This window comes from Vibrio sp. RW (genome assembly GCF_027587105.1).
In the GTDB taxonomy this organism is placed as follows: Bacteria; Pseudomonadota; Gammaproteobacteria; order Enterobacterales; family Vibrionaceae; genus Vibrio; species Vibrio toranzoniae.
Map to the genome: position 1 here is coordinate 1 of NZ_JAPPTM010000017.1, position 18935 is coordinate 18935.

3 protein-coding genes are annotated in these 18935 nt (G+C 47.1%); 2 read left to right on the forward strand and 1 reads right to left on the reverse strand.

What is annotated here, in order from left to right; genetic code table 11:
• Window positions 1–17040, reverse strand: a 17040-nt coding sequence (locus OCT63_RS14795) for a tandem-95 repeat protein (protein WP_269983954.1), incomplete at its 3' end; no start/stop codon positions are given.
• 180 nt (window positions 17041–17220) lie between these two features.
• Between OCT63_RS14795 and OCT63_RS14800 the strand changes: the two genes are divergently transcribed.
• The gene (locus tag OCT63_RS14800; protein WP_060469659.1) at window positions 17221–17574 is read left to right on the forward strand and encodes a hypothetical protein; all 354 of its coding nucleotides are present in this window, start codon (window positions 17221–17223) and stop codon (window positions 17572–17574) included.
• A gap of 11 nt (window positions 17575–17585) precedes the next feature.
• Entirely contained in the window at window positions 17586–18935 is a 1350-nt protein-coding gene (locus OCT63_RS14805) for an HlyD family type I secretion periplasmic adaptor subunit (RefSeq protein ID WP_269983955.1), read from the forward strand.

The following is an 18935-nucleotide window of genomic DNA, read 5'->3' on the forward strand; positions in this document are numbered from 1 at the left end:
GTCGCCGTTGAAGTCCGCATCCGGCGTGATGGTGAATGAACCATCATCGTTTGCTGTTACGGTTGCATTGTCACCTGCAGATAGGTTGCTTGCGGTCAGTGCATCACCATCCACATCGGAAGCGTTCGCCAATAACTGTTCTTGAGACAGCGTAATTGAACCATCTTCATCCACTGAGTAAGCCAAGTCGCCCGCCACTGGCGCGTCATTGACGGCGATAATATCAATACCCGCCGTTGTGGTCGCTGTTGCACCATCGTCATCGATAATGGTCACATCAAGGCTGATATCGCCGTTAAAGTTTTCGTTTGGTGCGAAGCTGTAAGTACCATCACCATTGTCAGTGAAGATACCGTCAGCGCCGGAATAAGAAACATCACTTACGGATACATCACCTTCAATATCAGAACTGTTCGCAAGAAGTTGCGCTTCAGAGATGGTAATCACGTTATCTTCGTCAACGCTGTAGGTCGTTGAACCTGCCACCGGTAAGTCATTGACGGCAATGACGTCGATACCTGCAGTTGTCTCAGCCGTTGCGCCATCTTCATCCATAACAGACACATCAAGACTGATGTCGCCGTTAAAGTTTTCATTTGGAGAGAAAGTGTAAGTACCATCACCATTGTCGGTGAATACACCATCGGTGCCGCTGTAGCTTACATCGCTGACAAACACTTCACCTTCAACATCCGAGCTATTTGCCAGAAGTTGAGCATCACTTAGGGTGATACTGCCGTCTTCTTCAACACTGTAAGTGGTAGAGCCAGCTACCGGTACGTCATTAATTGGAACAATTTGAACATCAATATTCGCCGATACAACATCAGTCCCATCACTGACATCGTAAGTTAGGTCGACATTGCCATTGAAGTTTTCGTTTGGAGCGAAAGTGTAAGTACCATCACCATTATCCGTAAACACACCATCGGTGCCTTCGTAGTTAACGGATTCAACAGTAAGGCCGTCGCCATCGATATCTGTTGTACCAGCCAGTAACTGCTCGTCAGTAAAGGTCAATGAGCCATCTTCATTGATGGTGTAGTCGTGGTCGTAAATAACAGAAAGGTCGTTAACTGCAGTTACGGTGACGTCTAGTTCCGCAGGAGTAACCCCACCGTTACCGTCATCCACGTTATAGCTAATTGAGAATTCACCGTTGAAGTTCTCTTCAGGAGTGATGGTGTAAGTGCCGTCACCATTGTCAGTGATAAGTGCATTCTCGATTGAGACGTCTCCAACACTCGGCTCGTTACCCCCCGCATCACCAGAGTCACCCCCTTCATCACCCATTAGTAATTCAGAAATATCAATGCCGTTTACATTCGCTAATACTTCTTCTGACGTTGGTAACTCGAATGCGTTTTCACTACCCACATCTTGGCTTGGAACGACAACGCCATTAACGATATCAAATACGTGCCAGTGTTCTCCTGATGGGTTTTCTGGTAGTTCTGGGGTAAAGGTTTCAACTAAGGTATCACCAACAAACACCTGAACTTGCACATCTTCAACACCATCTACATCCCAACTTCTGTTGGTGTAGTTGTGTACTGAATAATGCATGTTTGCATCTTGGTAGTTTGGAATAGTGATGGTTTCTGGACCATTACCATTCGTATCATCAACATCTTGTTGGACGACATTACCTTCACCAAGGTCGTGGCTCATGTCGCGGTAGTAGATATGGTCTAACTCATTGCCCGTTTCTGTATCGTAAAGCCACAAGTGGTTATCCATATCTTGAGGGCTTTCACCCCATGTGACGACGATACGCATATCTGTTTCTTCGAGTACTTCAGATATTGCCGTCACGCCACCATTGGTATCTTCACCTGCTGGAACAAGGAAACTGCTGGTAATTGAGCCTTCTTGTTCAATAGTAACGCTACCTTGGTCAACAACAGGGCCATTCACGGAATAGTTACCAGATTGGTCTGTTACCGTTGTATATGAGTGACCTGCGTTATCGGTCAGTGTGACGTCTGCACCAACTACTGGGTTACCCGTTTCAGCATCTAGAACCGTTCCTATAACGGTCGTTTCATCGCCCTGCTCCCCAATAATCGCGGTTATATCATCGTCTTCGATATCAGTCGCGAATTGTAAAAGCTCTTCTTGGGTAATAGTGTACGAACCGTCTTCTTCAATGGTTATCGCCACATCAGCAGAGACAATCGGCGCATCGTTAACAGGATCAACCGTTAAGCCTAAGTTAGCCGCAATCGGTGTGTCACCATCGCTGATGCTGTAAGCCACATCAATGTAGCCATTAAAGTTTTCGCTTGGGGTGATTGAGAATGTACCATCGCCATTATCGACAATCGTTGCATCATCTCCCACTAAGGTTAAGCCAGAAGCGACAAGATCGTCACCCTCAATATCAGCGGCATTCGCAAGTAACTGCTCCTGTGTGATAGTGATGACGTTGTCTTCATCAACGTTTGCGTAAACATCAGATGTCGTTGGCAAGTCATTAACTGGATTCACGGTTAGGTCAGCGGTCGCGACAAGCGTATCTGTACCGTCGTTGATGTCGAACGCAAGGTCAATATCACCATTGAAGTTCGCATCAGGCGTAATGGTAAAGCTACCGTCATCGTTGGCGGTCACCGTTGCATCACCACCAACGGTTAGGTTAGCCGCTGTTAAGTCATCGCCGTCAACATCACTCGCTTGAGCAAGTAATTGCTCTTGGCTCAAGGTAATTGAACCATCTTCATCCACGCTGTACGCCAAGCCGCCCGATACCGGAGCATCGTTAACAGGCAGAACATCAATGCTTGCGTTGGTCGCTACGGTTGCGCCTTCTTCATCAGTAACGACAACATCAAGGCTGACATCGCCATCGAAGTTAGCGTTAGGTGCGAAGCTGAATGTTCCGTCACCATTGTCGGTAAAGATACCGTCTGAACCTGTGTAGTTAACGCTATCAATCGCCACTTCACCTTCGATATCAGAAGCGTTCGCCAACAGTTGCTCTGAACTGATGGTGATAACTTCGTCCTCGTTGACTGAGTAGCTGGTTGAGCCTGCGATTGGTGGATCGTTCACCTCAAGTACAGTAATACCCGCGGTGGTCGCTTCAGTTGCGCCCTCTTCATCACTAACGACAACATCAAGGCTAACTTCGCCGTTGAAGTTTTCGTTTGGTGAGAAGGTGTAAGTACCGTCACCATTGTCTTCAAAGACACCATCAGCGCCAGTGTAAGTCACGCTATCGACTGCCACATCACCTTCAATGTCCGAAGAGTTAGCAAGTAACTGTTCGTCACTGATGGTAATTGAGTTGTCTTCATGAACGGTGTAAGACGTGCTACCTGCAACCGGTGGATCGTTCTCTGGTGTCACGCTGACATCAATGTTGGCTTGAACTGTATCCGTGCCATCTGACACATCAAAACTGAAGTTCACATCACCATTGAAGTTTTCGTTTGGCGCAAAGCTGTAGCTTCCGTCGCCATTATCAGTAAGAACACCGTCCGCACCTGTGTAAGTAACGCCTTCAACCGATAGGTCATCCCCATCAATGTCGGTCGCACCTGTCAGCAAGTCTTCATCAGTGAAGTTCAAGATGCCGTCTTCACCGATGCTGAATGTTTGATCTTGTGGTTGTGGAAGGTCATTAACTGGATTAACGGTTAGGTCAGCCGTCGCAACCAGCGTATCTGTACCGTCGCTAATGTCGAACGTTAGGTCAATGTCGCCATTGAAGTTCGCATCTGGCGTAATGGTAAAGCTACCGTCATCGTTAGTAACAACCGTCGCGTTTCCATCAACAATCAAGTTAGAAGCAGTCAGGTCGTCGCCATCTACATCGCTTGCTTGAGAAAGAAGCTGTGCTTGGCTCAAGGTAATCGAACCGTCTTCCTCAACACTGTATGCTAGGTCGCCTGATACTGGTACATCGTTGATTGGTAATACATCAACCGTAATAAACGTATCAACTTGAGCGCCGTCTTCATCTTGAATGGTCACATCCAACTGCACTTGGCCGTTGAAGTTTTCGTTCGGTGCAAAGCTACATGTACCGTCACCATTGATAGAGAAGATACCGTCTGGGCCATCGTAATTGATCTCAACAAGCTCAACATCACCTTCAATATCAGAAGCATTCAGCAGAACTTGAGATTCGCTGAAGGTCAGTACAGAATCTTCATCGATAGTGTATGACGTTGAGCCAGCAACAGGCGGATCATTGACTTCAAGAACAGTAATACCTGCGGTGGTCGCTTCAATTGCATTGTCTTCATCGACAATAACTATATCTAAGCTAATTTCACCGTTGAAGTTTTCATTTGGAGAGAAGGTGTAGGTACCGTTACCGTTAATTTCAAGCACACCATCGCTACCATTGTAGGTCACGCTATCAATCGCGACTTCCCCTTCAATATCTGAAGAGTTCGCAAGCAATTGTTCGTTACTGATTGTGATGGAGTTGTCTTCATGAACGGTGTAAGACGTGCTACCCGCAACCGGTGGATCGTTCTCTGGTGTCACGCTCACATCAATATTGGCTTGAACCGTATCCGTGCCATCTGACACATCAAAGCTGAAGTTCACATCACCATTGAAGTTTTCATTTGGTGCGAAGCTGTATGTGCTATCGCCATTATCAGTTAGGACACCGTCTGTTCCAGTGTACGTTACACCTTCAACACTTAGGTCGTCTCCCTCAATGTCCGTCGCACCTGTTAATAGGTCTTCGTCATTGAAAGTTAACACGCCATCTTCACCGACTGTGAATGTCTGGTCTTGTGCTTCTGGACCATCGTTCACTGGTGAAACGGTTAACTCTAAGTTAGTAGAGACAACATCATCACCATCAGACACATCAAACGTAAAGCTAACATCGCCATTGAAGTCAGCATCTGGCGTTAATGTGTAAGTACCATCGCCGTTATCCGCGATGGTCACACTGTCATCATCGGTCGCTAAGTTCAGTGCGGTTAGTTGATCGCCATCTAAATCACGAGCATTAGCCAACAAATCGTCTTGCGTGATAATAATAGAACCGTCTTCTTCAACCGTGGCAGAAACAGGTAGTGCTTCAGGAGCATGCTCAATGTGCACGCCTGTCGCGTTGATATAGATAGTTTGGGATACCGTTTCAGAGTCATCGTTCGATAACTCTGTCGCCGTTGCCGTTACATTAACTTCGATCTGTTGATTGAAATCTTCTGGCAACTGAATTTGCACTTCTTGAGAGATTGCCGCTGTTGGCAGTGTCACAGAGCCATCAGAACCAACGGTTACTTCACCGCTATAAATTTGACTGTTCACCTCACCCACATCAATCGTGAAGTTGAAATCGGCATAGTCAGCATCACCGCCGCCATAAAGATCTTCAAACCCATAGACTAGCTCGCCATCTTCATTGACCGTCGTGCGAGTATGCTCGAGGCCATCTTGGTTTAACTGAGAGCTTGAACCGCCATGGAAGATCGCATCACCATTCTCACCTTGAACGACAGTTTCTGTTCCATCGGCAGCAATAAAGATAAGCTGAGGATCTACTGTATCCATGTTTGCTGGCGATCCATCCGCAGCACGGAACTCATACTGACCGCCTTGCATTGCGTCAAAGTCGTTGTGTTGATGCCCGTTTGGAATCAAGAACAGGTTAAAACTTTCACCTTCCTCAACTTGGAAGCTGAATTGATCTTGTCCTGGAATAAGGTCACCACCGCCACCAACTTGTGATGCATTCTCGTAAACGACTTCAACACCTGTGATGTTACCGTCTTCGTCGACTTTGTAATAACCCGCGGCGTTTTGGTAACCCGCCGTTTCACCTTCAAACGTTACTGTGACTTCAGTGTCGTTGTAACTGGTGATACCGTTTTCTTGGTCATTCAGAACGCCTTCGTTATCGTATTGAATAACCGACCCTTCTGGCACACCATCTACCGTTACGGTTAGTGTTTCTGACAAATCTTGGTCAACAAGTGCCGCTGCGATATTCAGTTCAACAATACCGCCTGGCTCAACCAAAATAGCTTGGTCATCAACATTAACGCCATCGCCATCCGTAATGACAAGATCTGGCGCATCTGCGACCGCTTCAATATGAACATTAAGGTCTTGCTCTACTTCAGTCGTACCGTCGGTAACCGTAAAGCTGAACTGCAGGTCACCACTAAAGTGCTCTTCAGGAACAAAGCTAAACGTACCATCACCGTTGTCGGTTACGGTGCCTTCATCACCAGAGTAATTGATGCTGGTAACGCTTAGGTCGTCGCCATCAATATCAATCGCACCACTCAACAAATCTTCTTGAGTGAACAGGATGCTGCCATCCTCCTCAATGTGGTACAGGCCTGGAGCAACAATTGGAATGTCATTCACCGGATTAACGGTCAATGTCATGTCATTCGAGGTGCTTAGCTCACCGTCGTTCACCTCATAAGTGAATGCGATATCACCGTTGAAGTTCTCCGAAGGTGTCACTGTGTAAGTACCATCACCATTATCTACGATGCTTGCATTCGGATCGTTGGTTTCAAGCGCGCTCGCAAACAGTTCATCACCATCTTGATCGCTTGCGTTCTCCAACAGCATTTCTTGTGTAACGAGAATAGAGCCATCTTCATCGACATCTGCGACCATTGGTGTCGCTTCTGGTGCATCGTTGACGAATTCAACTTTCAGGTCGATGTTTGCCGCCACCACATCGATGCCGTCACTCACATCAAACGCCAAATCAACATTGCCGAAGAAACCCTGCTCTGGCGTTAATGTATATGTTCCATCACCGTTATCTGTGACTTCAACCGTGTCGTTCGCGCTAGTTACATTCACAACAGACAGCTCATCGCCTTCAACGTCTGTCGCTTGTGCCAATAGTTCAGCTTCGGTAATCGTAATGGCTTGACCGTCTTCTGTAGTGAAAGACATGTCCGGCACATCTGGCGCATCGTTGATTGGATTAACGGTTAGGTTAAGGTCGGCTGCAACAGTCTCAATGGCGTCAGTGACATCGTAAGTAAACTCAATCTCACCAAAGAAGTCTGCACTTGGTGTGATGGTGAAGCTACCGTCTGAGTTTTCTGTAATAACGGCATTGGGATCATTGGTCGCTAAGTTAGCCGCTTGAAGGTTATCACCATCGATATCCGTTGCGTTTGCTAACAAGTCTTCTTGCGTAATAGTAATTGAACCATCTTCATCAACCGCCGCTTCAATTGGACCGCTAACTTCAGGGCCTTCGTTGACAATTTCAACGTCGACTGTAGCAGTGCTTGATGCACTTGCTTGACCATCACTGATATCGAAGGTCAGATTCACTTCACCAGAGAAGTTCTCTGTAGGTTCGAAAGTAAAAGTATTATCACCGTTATCCGTTAAGGTACCTTGCGTTTGGTCTGCAAGTAATAGGTTTTCGACATGAAGAATGTCGCCATCGACGTCGGTAGCACCAGACAATAGATCTTTCGCTTCGATGATCATAGAGCCGTTTTCAAGCATTTGGGTGTGTAATGGTTCGCCCGGAACCGGCACATCATTGACCGGCACAACCGTTAGGTCTAGGTGTGTTGCCACTTCATCGGTCCCATCGAAGACTTTGTAGTCGATGTCGATTTCACCATTGAAGTTTTCATTCGGCATGAAGGTAAATGTACCATCGCCGTTGTCGATTAGGTCACCATCATCACCACCGTAAGTGATGTCAGAAATAGACAGCGCATCGCCTTCAACGTCTGTGGTGTTCGCCAGTAAATCATCAGCATTGAACGTGATACCTTGATCTTCGTCTGTTGATAGGACAATTGGGCCAGAAACGATTGGCGCATCATTCACCGACTCGAAGTTGATATTGATGATGTTGTCGTCAGTTAACTCACCATCGCTAACTTGGTACCCTAGCTCGATTTCACCGTAGAAGTTTTCATCCGGTGTGACTGTCCAAGTGCCATCACCATTATCGGTGAGTGTTGCATGCTCTGAGTTTTCACCCACCAGTTCAAGATTTTGAATATCAAGATCATCACCATCAATGTCTGATGCCTGTGCCAGTAGCTGCTCTTCGGTAATCACAACAGAAGCAAACTGAGCAGAACCTTCAGTGTCAACCGTGATATTCGGAAGATCAGCCGTTAGCTCGATTTCGCTGTCACCGGCATGGATATTCAACTCAACCGTTTCCGTGATTTCAGAGCCGTCTACGCCAATCGAAGTAAACACAGCCTCATCAGGACAAGTTTGTGACACTGTCATGTTTTGAACGACATAAGTACCATTGCCTTGTACTGTACCGAGCTCAAAGTAAGACACTGGCTCACTTGTGGTCAGGGTATAATCCGTTTCGTAATTACTGCGATCTTCTTTGTGATAAGTCATCGAGTCGATTAACTCGCCATCATCATTGAAAGCGCGAATTTCTACTTCAGTAAAGTGACGCGACTCTTCCATGAACCAGCCACCCAAACCATCTAAGTGGAAGCTGATTTCGTTGATGTCTTGACCTTCAACCGAAACAGTCAATTTCTCATCACCACTTAGGCCTTGACGGTCAGTATCACCGATCCCATGACCAATGTGAGTATTGCCATTCCATGCACCAAGAGGCTCATCATTACTTTGAACCGTGACCGTTAAGTCGCCATCCGAGAATTCACGAGTATATGGGTCCACTTCTGTGCCCCAGTCGTCTACGCTCGCATTATCATCGAAGGTACCAATTTGCGTGGTATGTGTGCCCTCAGCTAACGCGCCTTCACTTGGAACAAAGCGTACTTCTGTGTCAGCTGGTACCTCTTGTCCTACTTCCAGTACCACCCACTCATTATCAAGATTCGCTTCAATGATGCCGTTTTCTGGCGCTTGATCCAGACGTAGCGCTGGCTCTTCACGAAGCGTCACACCTACCGTTTGGTCTTCTTGAGCTTGAATGAAGATCTCTTCGCCTGCTTCTGGCGCATCGTTAACTGGGTTAACCGTTAGATCGAGCGTGGTCAGAACTTCATTGTCACCATCACTGATACTGTATGTGAAGTCCAACTCGCCATTGAAGTTCTCTGTGTGCGTGATAGTGAATGAACCATCGTCATTAGCAACAACCGTCGCGTCAGGATCGTTGGTTTGAAGATTAGACGCCGTTAACTCATCACCTTCAACGTCGGTTGCATTTGCAAGTAACTGCTCTTGAGTAATGGTGATTGAATTGTCTTCGTCGACCTTTGCCTGAATACCAGACGTTTCAGGGGCATCATTTACAGCAATAACATCGATGCCCGCTGTGGTCATCGCCGTTGCGCCATCTTCGTCAACCACAACAACGTCGAGTGAAATGTTCCCGTCAAAGTTTTCATTTGGCGTAAAGGTGTAAGTACCATTGCCATTATCAACGAAAGAGCCATCATCACCGGAGTACGTTACTCCAGACAGTGATACATCGCCTTCTACATCGGAAGAGTTTGCCAATAGTTGTTCATCACTGATTGTGATTTGGCCATCTTCTTGAAGAGTGTAGGATGTTGAGCCCGCTACCGGTGGGTCATTCTCAGGCGTTACGCTGACATCAATAACAGCTGATGTTAAATCAGTACCGTCAGAGACATCAAACGAGAATTGAACATCACCATTGAAGTTCTCGTTTGGCGCAAAGCTGTAGGTGCCGTCACCGTTGTCACTCAGAACACCGTCTGCACCTGTGTAAAGTACATTTTCAATCGATAGCTCATCACCATCAATATCCGATGCTCCAGCAAGTAGGTCTTCATCGGTAAACAGTAATGTGCCATCTTCTTCAATTGTGAACTGTTGATCTTGCGCTTGTGGCAAGTCATTCAGTGGATTGACTGTGATATCGAGACCAACTTGAACCTCACCACCATCGTTATCGATGATATCGAAGTTCAGGTCTAGGTCACCGTTGTAGTCGGCATCAGGTGTAATAGTGTAGCTGCCATCATCATTGTGTTGGATGGTCGCATTTTCATCAGTAGATAGATTGATAGCTTCTAAGTTGTCGCTATCGATATCACCCGCTCGTGCTAACAACTGATCTTGTGTGAGCGTGACTGAGCTGTCTTCGTTAATGGTGTAAGCCAAGTCGCCCGATACTGGTGGATCATTAATTGGCAGTACATCGACATTAATTTGTGTTTCAATCGTTGCGCCGTCTTCATCTTGAATGGTCACTCCTAACTGGACCTGACCATTAAAGTTTTCATTTGGAGCAAAACTGAATGTACCGTCACCGTTAACGGTGAAAATACCGTCTGAGCCATCGTAATTGATACCGACAAGCTCTACATCGCCTTCGACATCCGAAGCATTCACGAGGATCTGTGATTCACTGAATGTCAGTACCGAATCTTCGTCAATGGTGTATGACGTTGAACCTGCAACCGGTGGATCATTCACTTCTAGAACAGTAATGCCCGCAGTGGTTTCATCAATCGAACCGTCTTCATCGGCAACAATAACGTCAAGGCTAATATCGCCACTGAAGTTTTCATTAGGAAGGAAGGTGTAACTGCCGTCACCATTATCTTGGAACACACCATCTGTGCCGCTGTAAGTTACACTGTCAACCGACACTGCACCTTCAACGTCATAAGAGTTTGCTAACAATTGCTCATCAGAAATTGTGATGGCATTGTCTTCGTTGACCATGTATGAGGTTGAACCCGCAACTGGCGGATCATTCTCAGGCGTCACGCTCACATCAATATTTGCGCTAACCGTTTCAGTACCATCAGAGACATCGAAACTGAAGTTCACATCACCATTGAAGTTTTCGTTTGGTGCAAAGGTATAAGTACCATCACCATGATCTGTTAATACACCATCACCACCTGTGTAGCTGATGCCTTCTACAGTGAGGTCATCGCCATCAATATCGGTGGCACCGGTCAACAGGTCAGCGTCGGTGAATTGCAGCGTACCGTCTTCTTCAATGCTAAATTGCTGGTCTTGAGGAGCTGGCAAGTCATTGATTGGATTAACGGTTAGATCTGCAGAAGCTTGAACGGTATTGGTGCCATCGGAGATATCGAAGCTGATATCGATGTCGCCATTGAAGTTCTCATCGGGTGTGATGGTGAAGCTGCCGTCCTCGTTTTGAGTGACTGTGGCATCACCATCAACGGTCAGGCTGCTTGCTGTTAGGTCATCGCCTTCCACATCTGACGCTTGCGATAGCAGTTGCTCTTGGCTCAAACGGATAGAACCGTCTTCGTCGACTGAGTACGCTAGATCGCCCGATACAGGCGCATCATCCACCGCCGTTACGCTGACATCGATGTTGGCAGATACTGTGTCAGTACCGTCAGACACATCGAAATTGAAGTTGACGTCGCCATTGAAGTTTTCATTCGGCGCAAAGGTGTATGTGCCGTTGCCGTTGTCGGTAAGAATGCCGTCACCGCCATCGTAGGTCACACCTTCAACCGTTAGGTTGTCGCCTTCAATGTCCGTTGCACCGGTTAATAGGTCGGCATCTGTAAATTGCAGCGTACCGTCTTCTTCCACACTGAACTGTTGATCTTGTGGAACTGGCAAGTCGTTGACTGGGTTAACCGTTAGGTCAGCCGAGGCTTGAACCGTATTGGTGCCATCTGAGATATCGAAGCTGATATCAATGTCGCCATTGAAGTTCTCATCGGGCGTGATGGTAAAGCTGCCGTCCTCGTTTTGAGTAACCGTCGCGTCACCGCCCACTGTTAGCCCGCTGGCCGTCAGGTCATCGCCTTCCACATCTGACGCTTGCGATAGCAGTTGCTCTTGGCTTAAACGGATAGAACCGTCTTCGTCGACTGAGTACGCTAGATCGCCCGACACAGGGGCATCATCCACCGCCGTTACGCTGACATCGATGTTGGCAGAGACCGTATCGGTACCGTCAGACACCTCAAAACCGAAGTTTACATCGCCGTTGAAGTTTTCATTCGGCGCAAAGGTGTACGTGCCATCACCGTTGTCGGTAAGAATGCCGTCGCCACCATCGTAGGTCACACCTTCGACCGTTAGGTTGTCGCCTTCAATGTCCGTGGCACCGGTTAATAGGTCGGCATCGGTGAAGATAAGCGTGCCATCTTCTTCAACGCTGAACTGTTGGTCTTGAGGAACTGGCAAGTCATTAACTGGGTTAACCGTTAGATCTGCTGACGCTTGAACCGTATTGGTGCCATCGGAGATATCAAAGCTGATATCAATGTCGCCATTGAAGTTCTCATCGGGTGTGATAGTAAAGCTGCCGTCATCGTTTTGAGTAACCGTCGCGTCACCGCCCACTGTTAGCCCGCTGGCTGTCAGGTCATCGCCTTCCACATCTGACGCTTGTGATAGCAGTTGCTCTTGGCTCAAACGGATCGAACCGTCTTCGTCGACTGAGTACGCTAAGTCGCCAGACACTGGCGCATCATCCACCGCTGTTACGCTGACATCGATGTTGGCAGATACTGTGTCAGTACCGTCAGACACATCGAAGCCGAAGTTGACGTCGCCATTGAAGTTTTCGTTTGGTGCAAAGGTGTAGGTGCCGTTGCCGTTGTCGGTAAGAATACCGTCACCGCCATCGTAGGTGATACCTTCAACGGTTAGGTTGTCGCCTTCAATGTCCGTTGCACCTGTTAACAGGTCGGCATCAGTAAATTGCAGCGTGCCGTCTTCTTCAATGCTAAATTGCTGGCCTTGAGGAACTGGCAAGTCATTGATTGGATTAACCGTTAAGTCAGCCGAGGCTTGAACGGTATTGGTACCATCGGAGATATCGAAGCTGATATCGATATCACCATTGAAGTTCTCATCGGGTGTGATAGTAAAGCTGCCATCATCATTTTGAATAACGGTCGCATTACCACCAACGCTTAAGCCGCTCGCCGTCAAGTCATCGCCTTCGACATCCGACGCTTGCGATAGCAGTTGCTCTTGGCTCAAACGGATCGAACCGTCTTCGTCGACTGAGTAAGCAAGGTCACCCGATACAGGGGCATCATCAACTGCAGTCACGCTGACATCGATGTTCGCAGAGACCGTATCGGTACCGTCAGACACCTCAAAACCGAAGTTTACATCGCCGTTGAAGTTTTCATTCGGCGCAAAGGTGTACGTGCCATCACCGTTGTCGGTAAGAATGCCGTCGCCACCATCGTAGGTCACACCTTCGACCGTTAGGTTGTCGCCTTCAATGTCCGTGGCACCGGTTAATAGGTCGGCATCGGTGAAGATAAGCGTGCCATCTTCTTCAACGCTGAACTGTTGGTCTTGAGGAACTGGCAAGTCATTAACTGGGTTAACCGTTAGATCTGCTGACGCTTGAACCGTATTGGTGCCATCGGAGATATCAAAGCTGATATCAATGTCGCCATTGAAGTTCTCATCGGGTGTGATAGTAAAGCTGCCGTCATCGTTTTGAGTAACCGTCGCGTCACCGCCCACTGTTAGCCCGCTGGCTGTCAGGTCATCGCCTTCCACATCTGACGCTTGTGATAGCAGTTGCTCTTGGCTCAAACGGATCGAACCGTCTTCGTCGACTGAGTACGCTAAGTCGCCAGACACTGGCGCATCATCCACCGCTGTTACGCTGACATCGATGTTGGCAGATACTGTGTCAGTACCGTCAGACACATCGAAGCCGAAGTTGACGTCGCCATTGAAGTTTTCGTTTGGTGCAAAGGTGTAGGTGCCGTTGCCGTTGTCGGTAAGAATACCGTCACCGCCATCGTAGGTGATACCTTCAACGGTTAGGTTGTCGCCTTCAATGTCCGTTGCACCTGTTAACAGGTCGGCATCAGTAAATTGCAGCGTGCCGTCTTCTTCAATGCTAAATTGCTGGCCTTGAGGAACTGGCAAGTCATTGATTGGATTAACCGTTAAGTCAGCCGAGGCTTGAACGGTATTGGTACCATCGGAGATATCGAAGCTGATATCGATATCACCATTGAAGTTCTCATCGGGTGTGATAGTAAAGCTGCCATCATCATTTTGAATAACGGTCGCATTACCACCAACGCTTAAGCCGCTCGCCGTCAAGTCATCGCCTTCGACATCCGACGCTTGCGATAGCAGTTGCTCTTGGCTCAAACGGATCGAACCGTCTTCGTCGACTGAGTAAGCAAGGTCACCCGATACAGGGGCATCATCAACTGCAGTCACGCTGACATCGATGTTCGCAGAGACCGTATCGGTACCGTCAGACACCTCAAAACCGAAGTTTACATCGCCGTTGAAGTTTTCATTCGGCGCAAAGGTGTACGTGCCATCACCGTTGTCGGTAAGAATGCCGTCGCCACCATCGTAGGTCACACCTTCGACCGTTAGGTTGTCGCCTTCAATGTCCGTGGCACCGGTTAATAGGTCGGCATCGGTGAAGATAAGCGTGCCATCTTCTTCAACGCTGAACTGTTGGTCTTGAGGAACTGGCAAGTCATTAACTGGGTTAACCGTTAGATCTGCTGACGCTTGAACCGTATTGGTGCCATCGGAGATATCAAAGCTGATATCAATGTCGCCATTGAAGTTCTCATCGGGTGTGATAGTAAAGCTGCCGTCATCGTTTTGAGTAACCGTCGCGTCACCGCCCACTGTTAGCCCGCTGGCTGTCAGGTCATCGCCTTCCACATCTGACGCTTGCGATAGCAGTTGTTCTTGGCTTAAACGGATAGAACCGTCTTCGTCGACTGAATACGCTAAGTCGCTAGACACTGGCGCATCATCAACGGCAGTCACACTGACATCAATGTTGGCAGGTACTGTGTCAGTACCGTCAGACACATCGAAGTTGAAGTTGACGTCGCCATTAAAGTTTTCATTCGGCGCAAAGGTGTATGTGCCGTTGCCGTTGTCGGTAAGAATGCCGTCACCGCCATCGTAAGTCACACCTTCAACCGTTAGGTTGTCGCCTTCAATGTCCGTTGCACCTGTTAATAGGTCGGCATCTGTAAATTGCAGCGTACCGTCTTCTTCAACGCTGAACTGTTGATCTTGTGGTACTGGTAAATCATTGACTGGGTTAACGGTTAGGTCTGCTGAAGCTTGAACCGTATTGGTGCCATCAGAGATATCGAAGCTGATATCAATGTCGCCATTGAAGTTCTCATCGGGCGTGATGGTGAAACTGCCGTCCTCGTTTTGAGTAACCGTCGCATTACCACCAACGCTTAAACCGCTCGCCGTCAGGTCATCGCCTTCCACATCTGACGCTTGAGAAAGCAGTTGCTCTTGGCTCAAACGGATCGAACCGTCTTCGTCGACTGAATAAGCAAGGTCACCCGACACTGGCGCATCATCAACGGCAGTCACACTGACATCGATGTTGGCAGAGACCGTATCGGTACCGTCAGACACCTCAAAACCGAAGTTGACGTCGCCATTGAAGTTCTCGTTTGGCGCAAAGGTGTATGTGCCATTCCCATTGTCAGTAAGAATGCCGTCACCACCATCGTAGGTCACACCTTCAACCGTTAGGTTGTCGCCTTCAATGTCTGTCGCACCTGTTAATAGATCGGCATCTGTAAATAGCAGCGTACCGTCTTCTTCAATGCTAAATTGCTGGTCTTGAGGAGCTGGCAAGTCATTGATTGGATTAACGGTTAGGTCTGCTGAAGCTTGAACGGTATTGGTGCCATCTGAGATATCGAAGCTGATATCAATGTCGCCATTGAAGTTCTCATCGGGTGTGATGGTGAAGCTGCCATCATCGTTTTGAATAACGGTCGCATTACCACCAACGGTCAGGCTGCTTGCTGTTAGGTCATCGCCTTCCACATCAGATGCTTGCGATAGCAGTTGCTCTTGGCTTAAACGGATAGAACCGTCTTCGTCGATTGAGTACGCTAAGTCGCCAGACACTGGCGCATCATCCACCGCTGTTACGCTGACATCGATGTTGGCAGATACTGTGTCAGTACCGTCAGACACATCGAAGCCGAAGTTGACATCACCATTGAAGTTTTCATTCGGTGCAAAGGTGTACGTACCATTCCCATTATTGGTAAGAATGCCGTCACCGCCATCGTAGGTCACACCTTCAACCGTTAGGTTGTCGCCTTCAATGTCTGTCGCGCCTGTTAACAGGTCGGCATCAGTGAAGGTGAGCGTGCCGTCTTCTTCTATTTCAAACGTTTTGTCTTCTGGTACAGGCGCGTCGTTGATAGGACGAACCGTTAGATCAATTGCGCTGCTTATTGTTTCTTGTCCGTCACTGATATCAAAAGTTAGGTCAAGTTCGCCATTGAAATCAGCGGAAGGAACCACCGTGAAAGTACCGTCGCCATTTTCTTGAACCGTTGCATCTGCGCCGACTTGAACATTTGAAGCAACCAGCTGATCACCATCAACATCACTTGCGTATTCGAGTAATTGTTCTTGAGTGAATGTTATGGATCCATCTTCATCCATAATGTAAGCCAGATTTTGTTCAACTTCTGGTGCATCATTTTCGCTTTCCACTTTGATTTTAAACGTTTCATTTACCGTCTCTGAATCAAAGTCATCTTCTACTTCACTGATGGTTTCTTCGTCAGAAGCTTCAACGTCAACGGCAAATGTCTCTTCTACCGTTTGTGAATCTAAATCATCGCCCGTTTGCTGCTCATCAGATTCCGAAGCCTCCGCGCTAGGCGCCGCTGATGTTCTTGCGGCTTGGCCTTGGTCTTCATTACCTTCGGCATCTGAACCGCCTTCAGAAGCGGCAGCGTTTTCGCCACCGACAGCTTGAGCGCCGGCACCTGAACCACCTCCACTACCCGAGGCATCATCCGAACTGGCATCAGAAGCGGCACCACCAACTACATTAGATTGGGCATCATCTGAACCTTCGTCACTTTCTGGCGTCTCTTCTTCTACAGCACCACCAGAGGCCGAGGCCTCTTCTTCATTACCTGCGCCACTTGGATTATCTTCCAACGCTTGGTTAACTTCGTCGGCTGCGTCCGTGTTTTCAGCACCTGTCGCTATCGTCGTCGCTATCGTGTTCTGTTGGTTTTGTTGATTCTGCTGCTGGGAGGGCGTACCCGCGTCGTTCGTGTCCGTCTGTTCTACCGCGTCATTGAGATCTTCATTTTGGTTGTTTTGGTTATTTTCGCCTGCCATTACAGCCTCCGTTGCTACTAGCTAACTAATCGTATTTAGAGGCATTAAAGGACACCATTTTAGAAAACCAAGTTTTTATACAACAATTTTCATAATTTCTAGACGCGAATAATCAAAAAAAATTGAAAAGCACCTTCGAATATCCTTAGTTATTGTCATTAAAGCAATTTAGGCAGTGGAATGATGATAGACATGACAAATTTATTGCGTTCAATCAAGAACAACCACAAAGGGCTGCAATTGCTATTAAGCGAATTTTGTAAGGATTTCTCTGACGCTGCCATAAATATAGAGACGCTTCACAAAGGTAATCATTTCGATGAACTCAACTGCTACTCAAAAAAATTGAAGGCGATACTAATTTTACTTTGTGACCAAGATCTTCCCCCCCAAATGGCAAAGTTGGAATATTTGAGTAAACACCACTTTCCTGTTCCGGAAGAACTTTTGGAGGATGTCAAAACCGAACTACAAAATGTCAATCAACAGATCAAGCATTTGTTAGATATGAAGGACGTAGTAGATGACAAATAACCGAGGCAGTCATGAGTAATAACCAAATAGAGCATCACCTCAGAAAAGCATTGGTTTCTAACAGCGATGCTTCTAAGGTCACAGCGGACGACACCATAGTGCTGGCTAGTGCTATGACCAGCGTTCACAAAACGTTGCTCATCATCTTTCTCCTCGCTTTAGTTGCTATCGCTGTAGCGTCGCAGGCACGTATCGATATTGTCGTTTCTTTGCGTGGAGAGTTGTTGTTGGAATCTGACGTTGAGAAGGTCCAGCACTTAGAAGGAGGTATTCTAGAAGAGTTGCTAGTAAGGAAAGGTGAAGTCGTTTACGAGGGGCAGCCTATCGCGAGAATACGCTCTCTTGATCGTAATACCCAACTCGATACGGTTAATACAGAAATCATTCAGCTAGAGCTAGACAAAATTCGCTATGAGAGTTTACGAGACATGAAGAAGCCAAACTTTACTGCTTTCACTGAAAAATATCCTGATCAGGTTCAAGTAAACATGAATACGTGGCAACAAGAATTCTCAAAAAACCGCTCTAATGAAGAGCTCATCACTCACGATATTAAGCATAAAAACTCTCTAATAAGTTCGATGTTAAAACGTAGAAAGAGCTCAGAGAACCAGCTTTCTCTGATTCGTAAACAACTCAACATCAAAAATACACTTTATAAAGAAGAGATGGCCTCATACGTTGATGTTCTCAATATGAAAGTACAAGAGTCCAACATGGTACGTGAGATTGAAAACCTTGATGAGTCAGTCATGAATGAGCGTTTTCAGCTCGATAAACTAGAAAAGCAACACCGAGATTTGGTTGAAAATAGAAATTCAGAATACCAAGCACAAATTATTCAAGTGAATAAAGATCTTAAGCTAAAGCGAATCTTACAACCACAACATTCCGACAAAGTTGATCGTCTTATTGTCTATTCTCCGGTCGATGGTGTAGTCGACAAGCTACACTTCAACTTTCGCTCTGCAGTGATTCCGCCAGGCGAAAGCATTGCCGACATTGCACCGATCAATAACTCGCTACACGGAGAAGCAAAGATCCCACGTAAAGACATGGGATTTGTTGAAATTGGCCAAGCAGTGAAAGTAAAAATGGACACTTATAACTTCGCCAAGTATGGCTTTGTTGAGGGGACCATTGCTTCAATCAGTCGTTCATCATACGAAGAAGAGGATGCCGAATTCTATTTAGCAGAGATTGAAATTGACCAAAATTTTCTTGAGCGAGGAGGCACTCAATACAAGTTATCACCTTATATGGAATTTACCGCCGATGTGAAAACAGGGTCACGTCGTGTGATCGAATATGCAGCAAAACCCGTGATGTCTGCCATCGAAGATGCGTTCGATGAGAGGTAA

Excerpts from the sequence above, each read along its gene's own strand:
- OCT63_RS14805 (WP_269983955.1), top strand. The coding sequence starts at position 17,586 with ATGAGTAATAACCAAATAGAGCATCACCTCAGAAAAGCATTGGTTTCT.
- OCT63_RS14800 (WP_060469659.1), top strand. The coding sequence starts at position 17,221 with ATGATGATAGACATGACAAATTTATTGCGTTCAATCAAGAACAACCAC.